Genomic DNA, 15968 nt, shown 5'->3' with positions numbered 1-15968 from the left:
CAAGCGTCTACTTCTTTGGGAGAGAAGGATTGGTCTTCAATTCCTCAGAAACTATATTTTTTTGTCCTGTCCAATATTCAGAATTTTTGTCAACTAAGTGTCCAGATTGCATAGGATAGACTAAGTCTGATTTTAAATGAATTCAAGTCACTATTTTCAAAAAATCAGAAGGAGGGAAGCGCATGATAAACCGGTCGGGAAAAAATTATGTTGTGTCTCAGGAAAATTGGACCCTCCATCGGAAAGGCTACCAAGATCAGCAGCGGCACCAAGAAAAAGTTCAAGATGCTATTCATAAGAACTTACCTGATCTAGTTAGTGAAGAGAACATTGTTATGTCAAATGGTCGTGATGTCATTAAAGTCCCGATACGTTCCCTAGATGAATATAAGATTCGTTACAACTATGACAAAAGTAAACATGTCGGTCAAGGAGATGGAGACAGTAAAATTGGAGATGTTGTAGCAAGAGATGGAAGACAAAAAGCACCTGGAAAAGGTGGAAAGGCTGGAGACCAAGCCGGAGAAGATTATTTTGAAGCGGAAGTTTCTATTTCAGAATTGGAAACGATGTTATTTCGTGAATTGGAGTTACCAAATCTACAGCAAAAAGAACAAGACAATGTCGTTGTTGAGAATATTGAATTCAACGATATTCGTAAAAAAGGGCTGATGGGAAATGTGGATAAGCGAAGGACTATTCTAGAAGCATTAAAACGAAATGCTATTGAAGGAAAAGCAAGTGTCGCGCCTATCTACAATGATGATTTAAGGTTCAAAACGTGGGAAGAAAAAGTAAAGCCTGACTCAAATGCGGTTGTGTTAGCCATGATGGACACTTCAGGAAGCATGGGGAGATTTGAAAAGTATATGGCGAGAAGTTTTTTCTTTTGGATGACGAGGTTTTTACGTACGAAGTATGAAACAGTTGATATCGTCTTTATAGCCCATCATACCGAAGCGAAGGAAGTATCAGAAGATGACTTTTTTATGAAAGGGGAAAGTGGAGGAACGATTTGTTCATCCGCATATCGAAAAGCGCTGGAGATCGTTGATCGTAGATATCCACCATCTAAATATAATATCTATCCTTTTCACTTTTCAGACGGAGATAATCTAACTTCTGATAACAAACGATGCATTCAATATATTAATGAATTAATAAAGAAGTCTAGTTACTTTGGATATGGTGAAGTAAACCAGTATAATCGACCATCAACTCTTATGAATGTCTATAAAAATATTCAAGATCAAAAGTTTCGTTATTATGTACTGAGAGAAAAAGCTGACGTTTATCAATCATTGAAGTGGTTTTTTCAAAAAAATCAACATGGATTGATTCAGTAATCATATAAAAAAGAGTGACCTAAACAGGTCGCTCTTTTTTATTAACTAAATCTTTAGATCTATATGAGTAGTGGGTGATTAAACTAAGAGAAGGTGAAGAAGTAGGGATACGTCAATGTAATTCAATGTAGAGAATATGAAATGGATAAATATTCTAATTTATTAAGAAATAATTACTATTTACAAGAGAAATGAAACATATTATGATTTACCTACAATATTCGCAATAAAGAACAGAAAAGAGTCCTTTTAGGCTTTATTCTTAAAATTTATTGCGAAAAATTATTTAAACAGGCGAATTTTGTTCTTTATAGTGAACAAATGTGTTAATTATGTAATATTCATTAAGAAATAGCCTACCTATTAAAAAATAGGGACGCAAAACTATGAATCTAAGGGAAGAGTATTAAACCCTATGATTGCATAGTTGCCTCTAATGAAAAAAGGCATAAGGGGGACAATTTCATGCTACCATCTAAAAGGGAAGAAAGGTTAGATCAAGAATGGGTTTCACTAATTAAATCTGCTTTAGAACAAGGGATGACACCTGAAGAAATTCGATATTTTTTACATGAAAGTAAAAGAAAATGAGTGCAGAAATGTAACTGAATATTTTACGTTTATTGGCGTGAAGCTACAATCGTAAATTTATATTCATCACTTTTAAAGTAAATTTCTGTATACTCAAAAGGAGTGTCGTCCATTAGTTTAGAGAAAAGTTGAACTTTAATAATTGGAATTGCTTCTTTTAACTTAAGTAAATCCAAAATTTCTTTATTTGGAAGAAGAGGTAATACTTCTTGGAAACTTTCTTTGATTTTCATCAATTTCGTTTTTTCAATGTATTCATATTTTGACCCACGCATTATTTCATAAGATAAGTCTGGAAATAGCTTAACAGGTAAATAAGTATCTTCAACAACTAATGGTGTCTTCTCTACCCACCTCTGTCTTCTTACAAAGAAAACATCTTCCCCTTCCGCTAATCCTAATATTTGTCTAATACGTTCTTCAGGTTGTATTAACGAAAATGTTAATACTTTATTTTTTGTTTCTTTTTCTAGAGCATGCATTTCTTCGGTAAAACCTTTGAGCGAATAAATATTGTGCTCAAATTTATTTTCACTAACGTATGTTCCACTTCCTTGAATTTTGTATAACAACCCTTCTTGTACGAGTAATTTAATAGCTTGTCTAATCGTAACACGGCTTCCTCCATATATTTCAGCTAACCTCGCCTCAGTCGGAATCGCTTCACCTTTCATCCAGGTTTCTTTTGTGATTTCATTTTTCATTTGATTAGCAATTTGTTTGTACAAAGGAGATACACTTTTCATTTTTTCACCTCATTTTACGTCTAAGTTACTTCTTATCCTTAGCATATAGTACAATTTTTCCCCATGCAATTAATAATAGTATTGACGAACTTATTTATTTGTATTATATTTGTATTGAATTAAATAATACAAATATAATACAAATTAAATTATTGGAGGAATGAATAGTGAAACGTCAAAATTTAGTTGTTGTCGGTGGCGGAAGTACGTACACTCTTGGAATGATTATGAGTTTAATTGAAGAAAAAGAAAAATTCCCCTTAAAATCCATTACTTTTTATGATATCGATGCAGAGCGACAAGAAAAGATTGCGAAAGCAACAGAGGTGATTTTAAAAGAAAAATACCCTGAGCTAGAATCATTTCGCTACACAACGGACAAAAAAGAGGCATATACAAATGCTGATTTTGCTTTTGTGCAGATTCGGACGGGTGGTCTTCAAATGCGTGAAAAAGACGAACAAATTCCATTGAAATACGATGCAGTAGGGCAAGAAACTTGTGGTCCTGGTGGTATGGCTTATGGATTACGCTCTATAGGAGACATGATTGGCGTAGTCAACGATATAAGAGAATATGCTCCAGATGCTTGGATATTAAACTACACAAATCCCGCGGCTATTGTGGCTGAAGCTCTTCGTAGAGAATTTCCAAATGATGAAAAAATATTAAATATCTGTGATATGCCTGCAGCAATCATGGTTAGTTATGCAAAAATATTAGGGAAAGAAATCTGGGATTTGGTTCCCGAGTACTTTGGTTTAAATCACTTTGGTTGGTTTACGAACATTTATGACAAAGAAGGAAATCAATTAACAGATGATATAAAGCGTGCAATTACAGAAAGAGGATTTATTCCTGAAGATTCAGAGATAGTAAACGATCCATCTTGGATAAAAACATTCAAGCAAGTTGAAACAATGCTGAATGATTTTCCAGATTACTTACCTAATACGTATCTTCAATATTATTTATATCCAACAGACATGGTCGAGAAAGAAGAAATAGACAATACGAGAGCTCGTCAAGTGATCAACGGTCGCGAAAAACGTGTTCACACGATGAGTGATCAAATCATGACTGACCAAACAACTAAAAATGTGGAGTTAGAAGTGGACATTCATGGATGTTACATGATTAGAGTAGCAGCTTCGTTAGCTTATAACACCGGAGATACATTCATTGTAATTGTAGAAAATAACGGAATTATCTCAAACTTACAAAGTGATGCAATGGTAGAAGTGCCTGCAGCTTTAACGAGCAGAGGTCCAAAACCTTTTGCTGTGGGCGATATCCCAACATTCCAAAAGGGGCTTATTGAAGGGCAGCTTGCTTTTGAAAAACTAGTTGTAGATGCTTGGTATGAAAAAGACTATAACAAATTGCTGCAAGCATTAACGTTGAACCGGGCTGTTGTAGATGCACCAAAAGCAAGAAAAATATTAGATGACCTCATTGCTGAAAACAAAGAGTATTGGCCAGAACTGAAGAAACTTCAAACTACAGAAGTGTAAAGCATTTATAAAATGAAAGGGAGTTCAAAGGAGAAAGAAAAACTCCCTTTTCATTTTAAACAAATGATAACGCTTTTATGATAAAACCCATTCATTTTAAATTTGGAAGGAGATTCATATGTTTAACTTTGGAAGTTTACAAAAGTTTGGTAAATCATTAATGGTTCCGGTTGCATTACTACCTGCAGCAGGGATACTTCTTGGGATTGGTGCAGCGCTAACAGGACCTTTAGCAGATTTTATAACTATTTTACAAAATGATTCTGTAGAAGCAATCGGTTCAGGTATGACAACAATTGGTCTCAGTATTTTTCAAAATTTACCCGTTATCTTTGCCCTAGGTGTAGCGATTGGTTTAACTGGTGGTTCAGGAATTGCTGCATTAGGAGCACTGCTAGGATATATCATCATGAACACAACAATTTCTCTTGCACTCGGGATTACGCCTGAGATGGCAGAAGGAGCAGGGGAATATGGAATGGCTCTTGGAATTCCGACGCTTGAAACAGGAGTATTAGGTGGTATTGTCGTTGGACTTTTGGCGGTGTGGGTTTATAACCGGTTTAAAAGATTTCAACCTCCAGAAGTACTCGGATTCTTTGCGGGAGATCGTTCAGTAGGGATTGTTATGGTTTTCACTTCTATGATTTTAGCGTTTGTGGTTATGCTCATTTGGCCTCCAGTTCAAACAGGTATTGATGCTGTAGCTAATGTTATTGCTTCTGATGCAACGAATCCTTTGTATATAGGTTTATATGGATTTCTTGAACGAGTTCTAATCCCCACTGGTTTACACCATATTTGGTATGCACCATTTTTATGGACATCACTTGGGGGAACAGTTGATGTTGGTGGACAAATGGTTTCTGGTGATCAATATATATTCTTAGCTCAAATAGCTGAAGGAGTAGATGTTACAGCAGGAAGATTTATGGCTGGTAAGTTTCCAGTTATCATGTTTGGTCTTGTTGGTGCAGCATTAGCTATGTATCGTCAAGCTGATAAGCAAAATCGTCCTGTTGTTAAAGGGATGTTAATTGCAGCAGCAGGAACAGCTTTTTTAACAGGGATCACGGAACCGATTGAGTTTACGTTTTTATTTGTTGCACCCGTTTTGTTTGTCATCCACGCGCTTTTAGCGGGGATAAGTTTCGCCGTAGCATTTATGTTGGATGTTCAATTAGGTTGGGCAGGTGGTTCCGGTCTGATAGACTTTATTCTTGTTAATGCCCTCCCTGGGACAAATAATTGGTGGATGAATCTAGTCATGGGAGCCATATTCTTCTTCGTATATTATTATATATTCTCATTTGCCATCAAAAAGTGGGACTTAGCTACGCCAGGACGCGGTGGTCAAGAAGCAAAATTATATACAAGAAAGGATTATAACAAGAAAAAAGAAAATGAATCATCGGAAGAAGTTGCAACTTCAGCCTCTAAAAAGAAAAAATCAAAAGATGCCTATCGAGAAACCGCCAAAGATATATTAGTTGCGCTAGGCGGTAAAGAAAATGTGGAATACGTGGATGCTTGTTTCACTAGACTTAGAGTGACAGTGAAAGATCCGAAGCAAATTGATGAACCGTATCTAAAGGCACTCGGAGCGGCAGGAGTTATGAAGTATGATAAAAATATCCAGGCAGTGTTCGGTGGGAAATCAGATCTTTATAAAAATGAGATCAATGATATTATCAATAAGTCCGCATAATACAAAAAAAGGTTAACGATTAAGAATAGTGATGTTTAAAGTAAACAAAAAAGAACTCTTAGGAGTCCTTTCGTTAAAATAGTTCCTCTATTCGTTTTTCTTCTCGATAAAGAAAGCAACGGATCGATAAATGGAAAATAATACAATAACTGCGAGCAATGATCCAGCCATATAACCAGCAGTGAAATTTCGAGGGTTGAACCATGCTTCATTTGAACCAACATAAATACCAGCTAAAATGGACACAGTAATAATGCTTGAAATAATTAATAAATGTAGTCTATTTTCTTTACTCATTTCTTTGAATGTAATCAAATGGAACCCTCCTTATAATATCATTACTAACTATTATAATCGCAATGGTGAATCTCTGCAATTCGTAAAAAAGAGAGATGCATATATAAATAACTCCCCTTGTCTATTTCAGCAAGGGGAGATTTATTATGGTCAACTTATTTATGAATATTATAGGTTTTTAAATGTCTTCAAGGCCTCACCGATAGCCGTATCTCCAGTAAGAAGTTCAATGGTACTATGATACGTTTCTTCTATAGTTAATGAATTTACAGCCGCATTAGCTACATCTTCCCGAGGTATTTGTGCATCAAGCTTATCAAGAGAAAGCTTTGCAGTGATTGTCCCGATTCCAGGATCATTTGAAAGGCTTCCAGGCCTTAAAATAGTGTAGTTGAGAGAGCTATTTTGCAATGTTTCATCAGCAGCACCTTTCGCCTCGAAGTAATGCTTCATAGATTCAGGACCTTCTTCTGGTTTATCAGCACGAATGGTACTAATCATAATAAACCTAGAAACTCCAGCTTTTTCAGCTTCTTCAATCGATTTGATAGCACCTATTTTATCGACAAGTTCCGTTTTATCTTTTCCAGTATGACCTCCAGATCCAGCTGTGAAAATCACGGCATCCGTATTATTAAAGGCATGAGAAAAGTCTTCTTCGAGGTTTCCAATAACTACTTCATCGGCACCTAAATCTTCCATTGTTTCTCGTTGCTTTTCATTGCGGACCATCGCTCTAGCTTCATGGTCGCTACTTAAACCAATCATCTTAACCATATTCTTACCAATTTGTCCATTAGCACCGATAATTAAAACTTTCATTTAAACAGCTCCTTTCATTAGCCACTTGTTCCCAATTAATATAGTCATTAAACATAAACATCTAAAAGAAGCGTTGACGGAATTAATTTCAGAAGATTATGATAGAAATAGAAAAAAGGGGTGGGTGTAATGATGGATAATTGGCCAAAAGTAGCAACCTTTTCCATTATTGGGTTTGATCCAGAAACACAAGAATGGGGAATCGCAGTTCAATCAAAGTTTCTTGGAGTAGGTTCGGTCGTTCCTTGGGCAAAAGCTGGAGTTGGTGCGATAGCAACGCAGTCTTTTGCTAATACTTCCTTCGGTCCGAGAGGTCTAAACTATTTGGAAAAAGGTTTCACTGTGGAAGAAGTTGTTGAGAAGCTCATTGAGAAAGATGAAGATAGAGATTTACGACAGTTTTCTGTCATGGATGCCAAAGGTGAAGTTGCAACATTTACAGGGAAAAAGTGTTACCACTGGGCAGGGCACAAGACAGGGAAATACTGTTCAGCACAAGGGAATATTTTAATTAGTGAAGAAACAATAAACCAATTTATTGATGTTTTTGAATCAACAAACGGTTCGTTAGCCGATCGTTTACTTGAAGCTTTGGAAAAAGCTCAAAATGCTGGAGGTGATTCAAGAGGAAAGCAATCAGCTGCTTTGTTTATCGTCCAAGATGAGGGAGGTTATGGTGGATATAATGATCGGAAATATGATTTAAGGGTCGACGATCACCATGAACCAATAAAAGAGTTGAAGCGTTTATATGAATTGCATAAACTATACTTCCATAAACCTGATGAAAATACGTTATTACCGATGGAAGGCCAGACGTTAGAGTTGGTTCAAAAATTACTTATAAAAAAAGGACTTCTTGAATCAGTGGAGGATCATTATTCAGAACTAACGAAAAAACAGTTAAAAAGATATTATATGCAAGAAAATTTTGAAGAACGCTGGCGAGATGACCTGTTTATCGATTTACATGTTATTGAATATATGAAAACAACGTAAACAAAAGAATCGAATAATGGAAGGAAGATAAAAGATGATCATTGTGAATACAGAACAAATTGCAGGGGTAGAAATCGTTCAATCATTAGGAGTTGTTTCTGGAAATACAGTGCAGGCTAAACATATCGGGAAAGATATTGTAGGAGGATTAAGAGGGTTAGTCGGAGGTAAAATGAAAGAATACGAAGAGATGTTTAATGAGGCAAGAGAAATTGCAGAAAAGGAAATGATTGATCAGGCAAATAAATTAGGGGCTGATGCCATAGTCAACGTGCGTTATACAACTTCTTCAATTATGTCTGGATCATCAGAAGTAATGATTTACGGAACTGCGGTTAAATTAAGGGGTTAAAGGTGTAGTAATATCATTGTGTCGTCCAATGTGAATGGTTTGCGGAACTTAGTAATACAATGAAAGTTTACTGTTATCCTAATCCTAGTTCAGCAAATGAAGGGAGGTTGTGATGGATCTAAAACCTTTGATACTCTTAATCATATTACTTACAGCATGCAGCAACGATACCCCTGACGAAACAACAAATGAAATAAATCAGTCTACAAGGCTTTCAGATACATTAGTTTCAGAAACAGATGTAGGAGATTTTGTCCTGAGACTCATTTCAGAAAAAATAAGTTACTCTCCTGATGAAGAAGTAATGATGAAAGGGAAACTTAAATACATTGGTGATGAAGAAGAAATGGAAATAGGTTACTTAGAGAGCCCGTTCTTTTTTGACATTGTTGAAATCAATAGAGGGTTAGAAATTCCTTATATGATGGATGGTACGGAACAAACAACGATTTTACAGAAAAACAAATGGTATGAAGAATCATTCGAGAAGAAAATAGGTTTTAGGGACTCGGACGAACATGCTGAATTTTATCACTTGTTTATGGATGAAAAAGGCTTCCCTATAGGAGAATACGAAATTGAATTACGAACGAATTTTGAAACATTTATAGAGGAAGAACCGGAGAGACATAATTATATCTCATCTATTGTAATTGAGGTAAAAGAATAATACCTTAAGGAGTTTTGTATGACAAAAGTTAAAATAAACTATTCATCGTTAATGGTTCCATCTTATTTTGTAGAAAGAATAAACCGTTTTATGATTAAATGTAAACTAAAAGAAAGCGGGGAGAAAGTGGAGGCGCACTTGCCTGATTCAGGTAGGTTAAAAGAACTTCTTATCGAAGGACAAGAAGTCTATTTATTACCAAATGATAATCCGAAAAGAAAGACTCGATTCTCAGCTGTTTGTGTGCAATCAGCTGATTCCAGAGGTTGGGTATCTATTAATTCTCAAGTACCTAACAGAATTGCACAGCTCGCTTTTTCATCGAACATACTTCTTTCATATAAAGGATGGGAGTATGTTCGAGCGGAGTATACAAAAGGTCACTCCAGATGGGATCATTTGTTAAAAAGAGACGAAGAGCAAATGGTTGTGGAAGTTAAAGGGGTGACGTTAGTAAATGATAAGAAAATTGGTTTTTTCCCTGATGCAGTGACGTCGCGTGGCACGAAACATGTGTTAGAACTGATTGAAATAAATAAAGAAAAAAATTGGAAGGCCAGTTTGCTTTTTGTTGCTCAACGAGAAGATATAGAAGAGATAAGACCAGCAACAGATATTGATCCAGTGTTTTCTGAGGCTCTGAAAAGTGCAGCTAAATCAGGCGTGAAGATTGTTGGCTGTCGTTGCAAAGTGTCGTTAGATGGCATTCAACTTTTAGATGAAATCCCTATACATATTTAGTGAAACAGCTCCAATAAGGAGGCAAATTGGTTGAAATTTAAAATGCCACGTGAATTAGTCTACATACATTTAGCTGTTCTATTGTTTGGTTTATCAGGGTTATTTGCAAATTGGATTGTTCTTTCTGCATTAATGATTGTTCTCGGTAGAGTATTTTTTGCTAGCCTATTTCTAGCAGCAATTTTGAGCGTGCAAAAAAAATCGATAAAAATTAAAACGAAAAAAGATACGATTGCCTTCTTATTTGTGGGAGCGTTATTAGCTTTGCATTGGGTTAGTTTTTTTCATGCTATTCAACTTTCAACTGTGGCCATTGGATTAATGACGTTTGCAACATTTCCAGTTTTCGCAAGTTTACTTGAACCAATGTTTTTTCGAGAGAAATTACAACCGCAAAGTTTCCTATTAGCTTTTCTTACAATGATTGGCGTTTATTTAATTATCCCTGAAATAAATTTGGATTCCTCCATGACGGTTGGTGCTTTGTGGGGACTTGTTTCAGGCGCAAGCTTTGCGGTACTTTCCATATTGAATCGGAAGTATGTTGCATCATATGACAGTTTAAAAGTAGGGTTTTATCAAAACTTATTTGCATTCGTATGGTTAGCTCCTATTTTATTATTTCAACAACCAACGTTTGAAATAGTAAATGTATTATTGCTAATCTTATTAGGAGTTTTGTTTACAGCTGTTGCGCATGTGATGTTTATTGGAGGATTAAAGCAAGTCAATGTACAAAAAGCGAGTATCATTACAACATTAGAACCAGTTTATGGCATTGCGGCAGCGATGATTCTATTTAATGAAATTCCTAATGGAGTAGAGTGGGTTGGAATTTTTATTATCTTTGCCATCGTTGTATTTACATCGATTAGATCTGTAAGTGAGAAATCCAATACGGACTTTTCAAAAAAAATAGGAACTTCTTAAGTGAGTTTGGTAGTAGGCCAAGTTCCTTCTGTCATATAGATGAGATGAACGGTTCGGAAAATCAAACGTTCGTTTTAATGATAAGGAGGAATATCCTATGATTTTGAGATTGGATAAGCTACAAATTGAGCTTCCGAGACCCGATAGTCCAGATGCGAATGCAGCTGCTGCAGTCCAAGAGTTATTAGGTGGTAAGTATGGTGAGATGTCAACTTTGAATAATTATATGTTTCAATCATTTAATTTCAGACAAAAAAAGAAGTTCCGACCGTTTTATGAGCTAATAGCTAGTATTACTGCTGAAGAATTTGGTCATGTGGAATTAGTGTCGAATACGATTAATTTAATGATTACTGGAACAACATTTCCAGGGGACCCAAACATAGCACCAATGGAAAATGCGAAAGACAAAAGAAATTCATATCACTTTATTCAAACGGCACAAACATCTCTACCAGGAGATTCTATGGGAAGACCGTGGACCGGGGATAATGTATTTAATAGCGGTAACTTAGTTCTCGATTTACTGCACAATTTCTTCCTTGAGTGTGGAGCAAGAACCCATAAAATGCGTGTTTATGAAATGACGGATCACCCTGTGGCTAGGGAAATGATAGGTTACCTTCTTGTTCGAGGTGGGGTGCATGTTCTTGCTTATGCGAAAGCGATAGAGATTATGACAGGAGTCGATATGAAGAAAATGTTACCGATTCCAGATTTGGATAATCGTAAATTTGATACTGCAAGAAAATTTGAAGCGCAAGGAAAACATCGGAAACTTTATACATTTAGTCCAGAGGATTATAAACAAATTAGCCAAATCTGGAAAGGAGAGCATCCAGATGGAGGTACTCTTGAAGTTATTCAAGGAGCGCCACGGGGAGCCCCTATCCCAGACTTTGAAGAAGTTCCTGAAGAATTTGCCCCTGGAGTGTCAGAGGAGGATTTTCAAGAAATCGCCAAAAGGCTACAAAGGTCAGCAGGTTTATAATTCTACAAAAAACGACACGACTGCTTCCGAGCAGTCGTGTTTTTTATCAAATCATGGAGAGTTAAGTAGATAAAAAAACAGGATAACTTTGAAAAATTTCCGAAAAGTGATCAATTATTTGGTAAGATAAGAATAAGTTACCATGAGATATATAGATGTTGAGGTGAACATGATGACAACAGACAAGACAAATCAACGAGCGAATGATATTTGTTCGATTCTAAGTAAAGAACAAACGAAGGATTCTCTAATTGATTCTTTTTCTTCTACGATGGATCTTCTTTCAGATGGTGTGCTTTTTTTAAATTTAAATTGGGAGTTTGAGTACATAAATCAATCGGCAGAAAAATTGTTAAGGCATGATCGAGAGAAACTGTTAGGAAAACAAATATGGCAAGAATACCCGCATTTAGTGAAAACGTTATTTTATGAAGCATACCACCATGCTCATTTGAAAAACGATGTAATGGAATTCGATGAGTATGATCCAGCTTTTGATTCATGGTTTCATGTTAAAGCTTATCCTAAAAAAAATGGGTTACTCATCATCTTTCAAGATATTACGGAAAAACATGTTGCAATGGAAGTGGTGGAAGAAAGTTATCGAACATTATTTCAAAAGCATCCGGATGCGGTGTGTTCAATTGATTTAGATGGGAATTTTCTTGCTTTAAACACAGCATTTAAAACGTTGTTTCCAACTGATGAAAAGTTATTTTTAGGTAGTCATTACCTTGAATTTATACCCGATGAGTTGAAAGAACGAGTAAAAAATATATTTAATTATGCTAAAAATGGAAAGCCGCAAACGACAGAACTTAATTTTACTAAAGAATTTAAACGTCCATTTCATCTCTTTCTTACTGCGCTGCCAATCATTGTTCAATCAAATATTATTGGTGTTTATGGGATACTTAAAGATATTACGGCTGAGAGAGATAGTCTTGAAAAATATTTGGAAGTTTCTCAGATGAATGAACTGATACTTAACTCGGTAGAAGATGGAATTGTTGGCTTTGATGGTCACCAAAATGTGATTATGTGGAATCGGGCAGCAGAAAAAATGACGGGATATAAAAAAGAAGAGTTGAATTTAGACATTGTGAATAGAATTTTTAAGGAGGTAAACTCACCTCTTTGGACAACTGATTCTACAAATAATGACGAACATGGATTAGATGAAAAAATTATTAGAGTAAGTGATGTGAGTATTTTTCGAAAAGATGGTCAGCCAATCATCATTGAATACGTCATGACCCCGATTGCTGGAATAAATAAAGTAGTTGGAAAAGTCTACACGTTTAGAGATATAACAGAAAAGAAAAAATCTGATGAACTTCTTTATCAATCAGAGAAACTATCTGCAGTTGGACAACTTGCAGCTGGAATCGCTCATGAGATTCGCAATCCACTCACATCTTTAAAAGGTTTTCTTCAATTAATTGAAATGAGCGGGGAAGGGAAAAAAGAGTACTTTGAGATAATGAAATCAGAGTTTGGACGTATCGAGCAAATATTAAATGAACTGCTAGTTTTATCGAAGCCACAATCGATAAATAAAGAAGTCTGCTCCATGAACTCTTTATTAGATCACATTATTACACTATTAAATACACAAGCGATTATTAAAAACATTTATATAGAAAAATATGAATACACAGAGCAAGCTAAGGTATATTGTACGAGCAGTCAAATTAAACAAGTATTCATTAATTTTATAAAAAATGCCATTGAAGCCATGGATAGTGGGAAAATAATAGTGAACTTATGGGAAGAAAATGATTTTGCTATCATTGAAATTATCGATGAAGGTTGTGGCATACCCGAGTCACTCTTATCAAAAGTAGGGGAACCGTTTTTTACAACGAAAGAAAAGGGGACAGGACTTGGTTTAATGGTATCCTATCAAATCATTGAAGATCATGGTGGAGATATTCAAGTTTGTAGTAAAGAAGGGGAAGGGACAAGGTTCACAGTTAAATTACCGATTTATTCAAAGGATTAGGGAATCGATGGATATACAAGAAAAATTCTATGTATTAAAAGTCTTTCCGTTTATAATAAAGGTATTCTATTTGTTATTTATTGAAGGGAAGAAATAAATGAAAAAAGTCATTATATTTATCATTATTATGCTAGCAATATCTTACGGTGGATATCGTATTTTATTAACCTATGCTTCAGACCAATTAATTGATCAGGTGAAGAGTGAAGTATTGGATGAGGAAACGTTAGATGCCCTTATGAAAGATTCTGACGTAGCTTCTATGATCGATAACTATCGAGGAGATTTACCTATATCCCAAGGATCGTCGATTCCGAAAGAAGACCTTCCATTTACGACGAAGGAAGATGCGACAAAATTATTAGTGAGTAAATTCTCATTAGGAGAAATCCGGGATATTACATCTAAAGCATCTCGTGGATTGACGCTAGAAGAGCAGGTCGAACTGGAAAAGAAAGTGTTAGAGAGGTTAACTCCAGAAGAAATAGAGGCGCTGCTAGTTGTTGGTCTTTCAGAAATAGCTTTTGAATAAGGGAAATAAGCCACCGTTCGAGAGAATGTGTGGTTTTATTTTTCGAAGTATTAAGCTTCATTAGTTAATATCTCTTATTCAGAAATTATTAACTAATGGAGTATTTATTAGAGGATTAGGTGAAAAAAATGTGGATTTATTCGATTATTATGTGGACTTTAATCGTTTTTATGGTGGCAGGTATTATTGATAAAATGAGAGGGAATAAAAAGGGGTATGGAGAAGCTTTTGATGAGGGGTTTCAAGCAATGGGACCTCTCGCACTCGTGATGGTAGGGATGATAACGATTGCTCCAGTTCTAGCCGAATTATTGAAACCAATTGTGAGCCCAGTATTTTCCATGCTTGGGGCAGATCCAGCAATGTTTCCAGGAATGATCCTAGCTATTGATATGGGAGGGTATCCACTTGCGCAGGAATTAGCAACGAGCGAAGAAGCTGGCATTTTTTCTGGTGTCATTTTAGCTACTATGTTAGGCCCGACTTTTGTTTTTACAATACCAGTTGCTCTAGGATTTATACATAAAAGGGATTATCCTATCTTGGCAAAGGGAATTATGATTGGTTTAATTCCAGTACCAATAGGAGCTTTTTTGGCGGGGCTAATCTCTGGTTTTCCAGCAACTTTTCTTTTTATGCAGTTATTACCTGTCATCATATTTGTGTTGTTCATCATTGCTGGTCTTTTATGGTTGGATAAAATCATGATTATGATTTTTGTGTTCATTGGAAAAATTGTCATGGCACTTGTATCTATTGTTATTGGAATTGTTGCCATTCATGAATTAACTGGAATAACATTAATTCAAGGCCTTACACCATTTAGTGAATCTATGGAAATCGTCGGACTTATTGTACTAGCTTTAGCGGGGGCCTTCCCTTTCGTTTATTTTTTAAAAAAAAGCGTCATCTCTTTTTTTCGTCCTGTTATCAAGAAAAGTGGTATTTCAGATCTAGCTTGGATAGGTTTTGTTTCATCCTTGGCTCACAGTATTCCTATGTACAAAAAACTCCATGAATTAGATCAAAAGGGGAAGCTAATGAATATTGCTTTTTCGGTTAGTGGAGCTTTTGTATTAGGAGGTCATCTAGGATTCACAGCTGCGCTAGAACCAGACATGGTGATTCCGATGATGGTTGGAAAATTAACAGCAGGTATTTTAGCTATATCCATTGCATATATATCTTTTCACCACAATTAATTGCTAATAGAACATATAATTATAAAACGGTCGAAGAAAGGACGTGCTGGTTCCTCTTCTTCTATTCGAAGGGTAGGAAATTCAGAGAAAGACCATTTTATTAACTTAGAGATTAGCCCAAGTGTTATTTACCCATTCGCTGTTGATGATTTAGTAGTCGAATTAGGAATTTCTTCAAAAGATGCTGCAGATTCCTTTTTAGACTCATCAGCATTATTGTTTGGATCCTTTGATTCTGTTGAGAAGTCATGTTTAGAAATGATTAGTTCTCTTAATTGTTTCTCATGTTTTTCTTTCCTTTTCTCATGCCAAATACTTCCGTAATAGTGATGCTTTGTATCATGCCACAGGACCCAAAACCTATGCCACTTATACATAAATGATTGATTACTAGTTTTCATTGTTTGACCTCCTTTAAATTGCTCTTGTTGTTATATTATGCATTCCCGATTTAAAAAATAAAAAACAAATGAAAATAAATTTGAAGTATTTTTTGGGAATGATTATAAAACTCGTGGTTAA

Annotated in this window: 17 protein-coding genes and 1 riboswitch; of the genes, 13 read left to right on the top strand and 4 right to left on the bottom strand. The window is 35.5% G+C overall.

Annotation, left to right across the window (positions count from 1 at the left end):
- The first annotated feature begins 182 nt into the window (after positions 1–182).
- Together yhbH and QDN89_RS03935 are read left to right on the top strand one after the other, a co-directional pair.
- Positions 183–1346: a sporulation protein YhbH gene (yhbH, locus tag QDN89_RS03940; RefSeq protein ID WP_280768771.1), complete on the top strand. Its 1164-nt coding sequence runs from the start codon at positions 183–185 to the stop codon at positions 1344–1346.
- A gap of 343 nt (positions 1347–1689) precedes the next feature.
- Positions 1690–1781, top strand: a riboswitch (cyclic di-GMP riboswitch).
- A gap of 30 nt (positions 1782–1811) precedes the next feature.
- Positions 1812–1937, top strand: a complete 126-nt coding sequence (locus QDN89_RS03935; protein WP_280768770.1) for an anti-repressor SinI family protein — start codon at positions 1812–1814, stop codon at positions 1935–1937.
- A 29-nt stretch (positions 1938–1966) separates the two neighbouring features.
- Here the strand turns inward: QDN89_RS03935 and QDN89_RS03930 are convergent, their stop codons facing one another.
- Positions 1967–2683: a GntR family transcriptional regulator gene (locus QDN89_RS03930; RefSeq protein ID WP_280768769.1), complete on the bottom strand. Its 717-nt coding sequence runs from the start codon at positions 2681–2683 to the stop codon at positions 1967–1969.
- Between the two features lie 167 nt (positions 2684–2850).
- Between QDN89_RS03930 and QDN89_RS03925 the strand changes: the two genes are divergently transcribed.
- A complete protein-coding gene (locus QDN89_RS03925; protein ID WP_280768768.1) occupies positions 2851–4197 on the top strand; it encodes a 6-phospho-alpha-glucosidase in 1347 nt (448 codons plus the stop codon).
- 118 nt (positions 4198–4315) lie between these two features.
- The gene (locus QDN89_RS03920) at positions 4316–5905 is read left to right on the top strand and encodes a PTS transporter subunit EIIC (RefSeq protein WP_280768767.1); all 1590 of its coding nucleotides are present in this window, start codon (positions 4316–4318) and stop codon (positions 5903–5905) included.
- Positions 5906–5992: 87 nt separating this feature from the next.
- On the opposite strand, the gene QDN89_RS03915 is transcribed toward QDN89_RS03920, so the two are convergent.
- Together QDN89_RS03915 and QDN89_RS03910 are read right to left on the bottom strand one after the other, a co-directional pair.
- Positions 5993–6220 (bottom strand): hypothetical protein, encoded by a 228-nt coding sequence (locus QDN89_RS03915; RefSeq protein ID WP_280768766.1) that lies wholly within the window; start codon positions 6218–6220, stop codon positions 5993–5995.
- 150 nt (positions 6221–6370) lie between these two features.
- The gene (locus QDN89_RS03910) at positions 6371–7024 is read right to left on the bottom strand and encodes an SDR family oxidoreductase (RefSeq protein WP_280768765.1); all 654 of its coding nucleotides are present in this window, start codon (positions 7022–7024) and stop codon (positions 6371–6373) included.
- Positions 7025–7153: 129 nt separating this feature from the next.
- On the opposite strand from QDN89_RS03910, the gene QDN89_RS03905 reads away from it, so the two are divergent.
- The 9 genes from QDN89_RS03905 to eutH all read left to right on the top strand — a co-directional run bounded on the left by QDN89_RS03905 (position 7154) and on the right by eutH (position 15446).
- A complete protein-coding gene (locus QDN89_RS03905; RefSeq protein WP_425335366.1) occupies positions 7154–8023 on the top strand; it encodes a DUF1028 domain-containing protein in 870 nt (289 codons plus the stop codon).
- Between the two features lie 34 nt (positions 8024–8057).
- A complete protein-coding gene (locus QDN89_RS03900) occupies positions 8058–8375 on the top strand; it encodes a YbjQ family protein (RefSeq protein ID WP_280768764.1) in 318 nt (105 codons plus the stop codon).
- 112 nt (positions 8376–8487) lie between these two features.
- On the top strand, positions 8488–9045 hold the full coding sequence (locus tag QDN89_RS03895; protein ID WP_280768763.1) for a hypothetical protein: 558 nt from the start codon (positions 8488–8490) through the stop codon (positions 9043–9045).
- An 18-nt stretch (positions 9046–9063) separates the two neighbouring features.
- A complete protein-coding gene (gene sfsA, locus QDN89_RS03890) occupies positions 9064–9786 on the top strand; it encodes a DNA/RNA nuclease SfsA (protein ID WP_280768762.1) in 723 nt (240 codons plus the stop codon).
- Between the two features lie 30 nt (positions 9787–9816).
- Positions 9817–10716: a DMT family transporter gene (locus QDN89_RS03885; protein WP_280768761.1), complete on the top strand. Its 900-nt coding sequence runs from the start codon at positions 9817–9819 to the stop codon at positions 10714–10716.
- A gap of 97 nt (positions 10717–10813) precedes the next feature.
- A complete protein-coding gene (locus QDN89_RS03880) occupies positions 10814–11707 on the top strand; it encodes a manganese catalase family protein (protein WP_280768760.1) in 894 nt (297 codons plus the stop codon).
- Between the two features lie 172 nt (positions 11708–11879).
- Positions 11880–13712 (top strand): PAS domain S-box protein, encoded by a 1833-nt coding sequence (locus QDN89_RS03875; RefSeq protein WP_280768759.1) that lies wholly within the window; start codon positions 11880–11882, stop codon positions 13710–13712.
- Between the two features lie 97 nt (positions 13713–13809).
- Entirely contained in the window at positions 13810–14244 is a 435-nt protein-coding gene (locus QDN89_RS03870; protein ID WP_280768758.1) for a hypothetical protein, read from the top strand.
- 128 nt (positions 14245–14372) lie between these two features.
- Positions 14373–15446 (top strand): ethanolamine utilization protein EutH, encoded by a 1074-nt coding sequence (gene eutH, locus QDN89_RS03865; protein WP_280768820.1) that lies wholly within the window; start codon positions 14373–14375, stop codon positions 15444–15446.
- A 128-nt stretch (positions 15447–15574) separates the two neighbouring features.
- Here the strand turns inward: eutH and QDN89_RS03860 are convergent, their stop codons facing one another.
- Positions 15575–15847 carry a hypothetical protein gene (locus QDN89_RS03860; protein ID WP_280768757.1) on the bottom strand — a complete coding sequence of 91 codons (273 nt, stop codon included), beginning with the start codon at positions 15845–15847 and terminating at the stop codon, positions 15575–15577.
- Positions 15848–15968: the final 121 nt, after the last annotated feature.

Origin of the sequence: Salipaludibacillus daqingensis, assembly GCF_029891575.1 — a bacterium.
Taxonomy (GTDB): Bacteria; Bacillota; Bacilli; order Bacillales; family Salisediminibacteriaceae; genus Salipaludibacillus; species Salipaludibacillus daqingensis.
This window is presented reverse-complemented; position numbering and strand designations above follow the sequence as displayed.

Bases quoted from the DNA above. Each gene is read 5' to 3' on its own strand.
- yhbH (WP_280768771.1), top strand. From the start codon at position 183: ATGATAAACCGGTCGGGAAAAAATTATGTTGTGTCTCAGGAAAATTGG.
- QDN89_RS03935 (WP_280768770.1), top strand. From the start codon at position 1,812: ATGCTACCATCTAAAAGGGAAGAAAGGTTAGATCAAGAATGGGTTTCA.
- QDN89_RS03930 (WP_280768769.1), bottom strand. From the start codon at position 2,683: ATGAAAAGTGTATCTCCTTTGTACAAACAAATTGCTAATCAAATGAAA.
- QDN89_RS03920 (WP_280768767.1), top strand. From the start codon at position 4,316: ATGTTTAACTTTGGAAGTTTACAAAAGTTTGGTAAATCATTAATGGTT.
- QDN89_RS03910 (WP_280768765.1), bottom strand. From the start codon at position 7,024: ATGAAAGTTTTAATTATCGGTGCTAATGGACAAATTGGTAAGAATATG.
- QDN89_RS03905 (WP_425335366.1), top strand. From the start codon at position 7,154: ATGATGGATAATTGGCCAAAAGTAGCAACCTTTTCCATTATTGGGTTT.
- QDN89_RS03900 (WP_280768764.1), top strand. From the start codon at position 8,058: ATGATCATTGTGAATACAGAACAAATTGCAGGGGTAGAAATCGTTCAA.
- QDN89_RS03895 (WP_280768763.1), top strand. From the start codon at position 8,488: ATGGATCTAAAACCTTTGATACTCTTAATCATATTACTTACAGCATGC.
- sfsA (WP_280768762.1), top strand. From the start codon at position 9,064: ATGACAAAAGTTAAAATAAACTATTCATCGTTAATGGTTCCATCTTAT.
- QDN89_RS03880 (WP_280768760.1), top strand. From the start codon at position 10,814: ATGATTTTGAGATTGGATAAGCTACAAATTGAGCTTCCGAGACCCGAT.
- QDN89_RS03875 (WP_280768759.1), top strand. From the start codon at position 11,880: ATGACAACAGACAAGACAAATCAACGAGCGAATGATATTTGTTCGATT.
- QDN89_RS03870 (WP_280768758.1), top strand. From the start codon at position 13,810: ATGAAAAAAGTCATTATATTTATCATTATTATGCTAGCAATATCTTAC.
- eutH (WP_280768820.1), top strand. From the start codon at position 14,373: ATGTGGATTTATTCGATTATTATGTGGACTTTAATCGTTTTTATGGTG.
- QDN89_RS03860 (WP_280768757.1), bottom strand. From the start codon at position 15,847: ATGAAAACTAGTAATCAATCATTTATGTATAAGTGGCATAGGTTTTGG.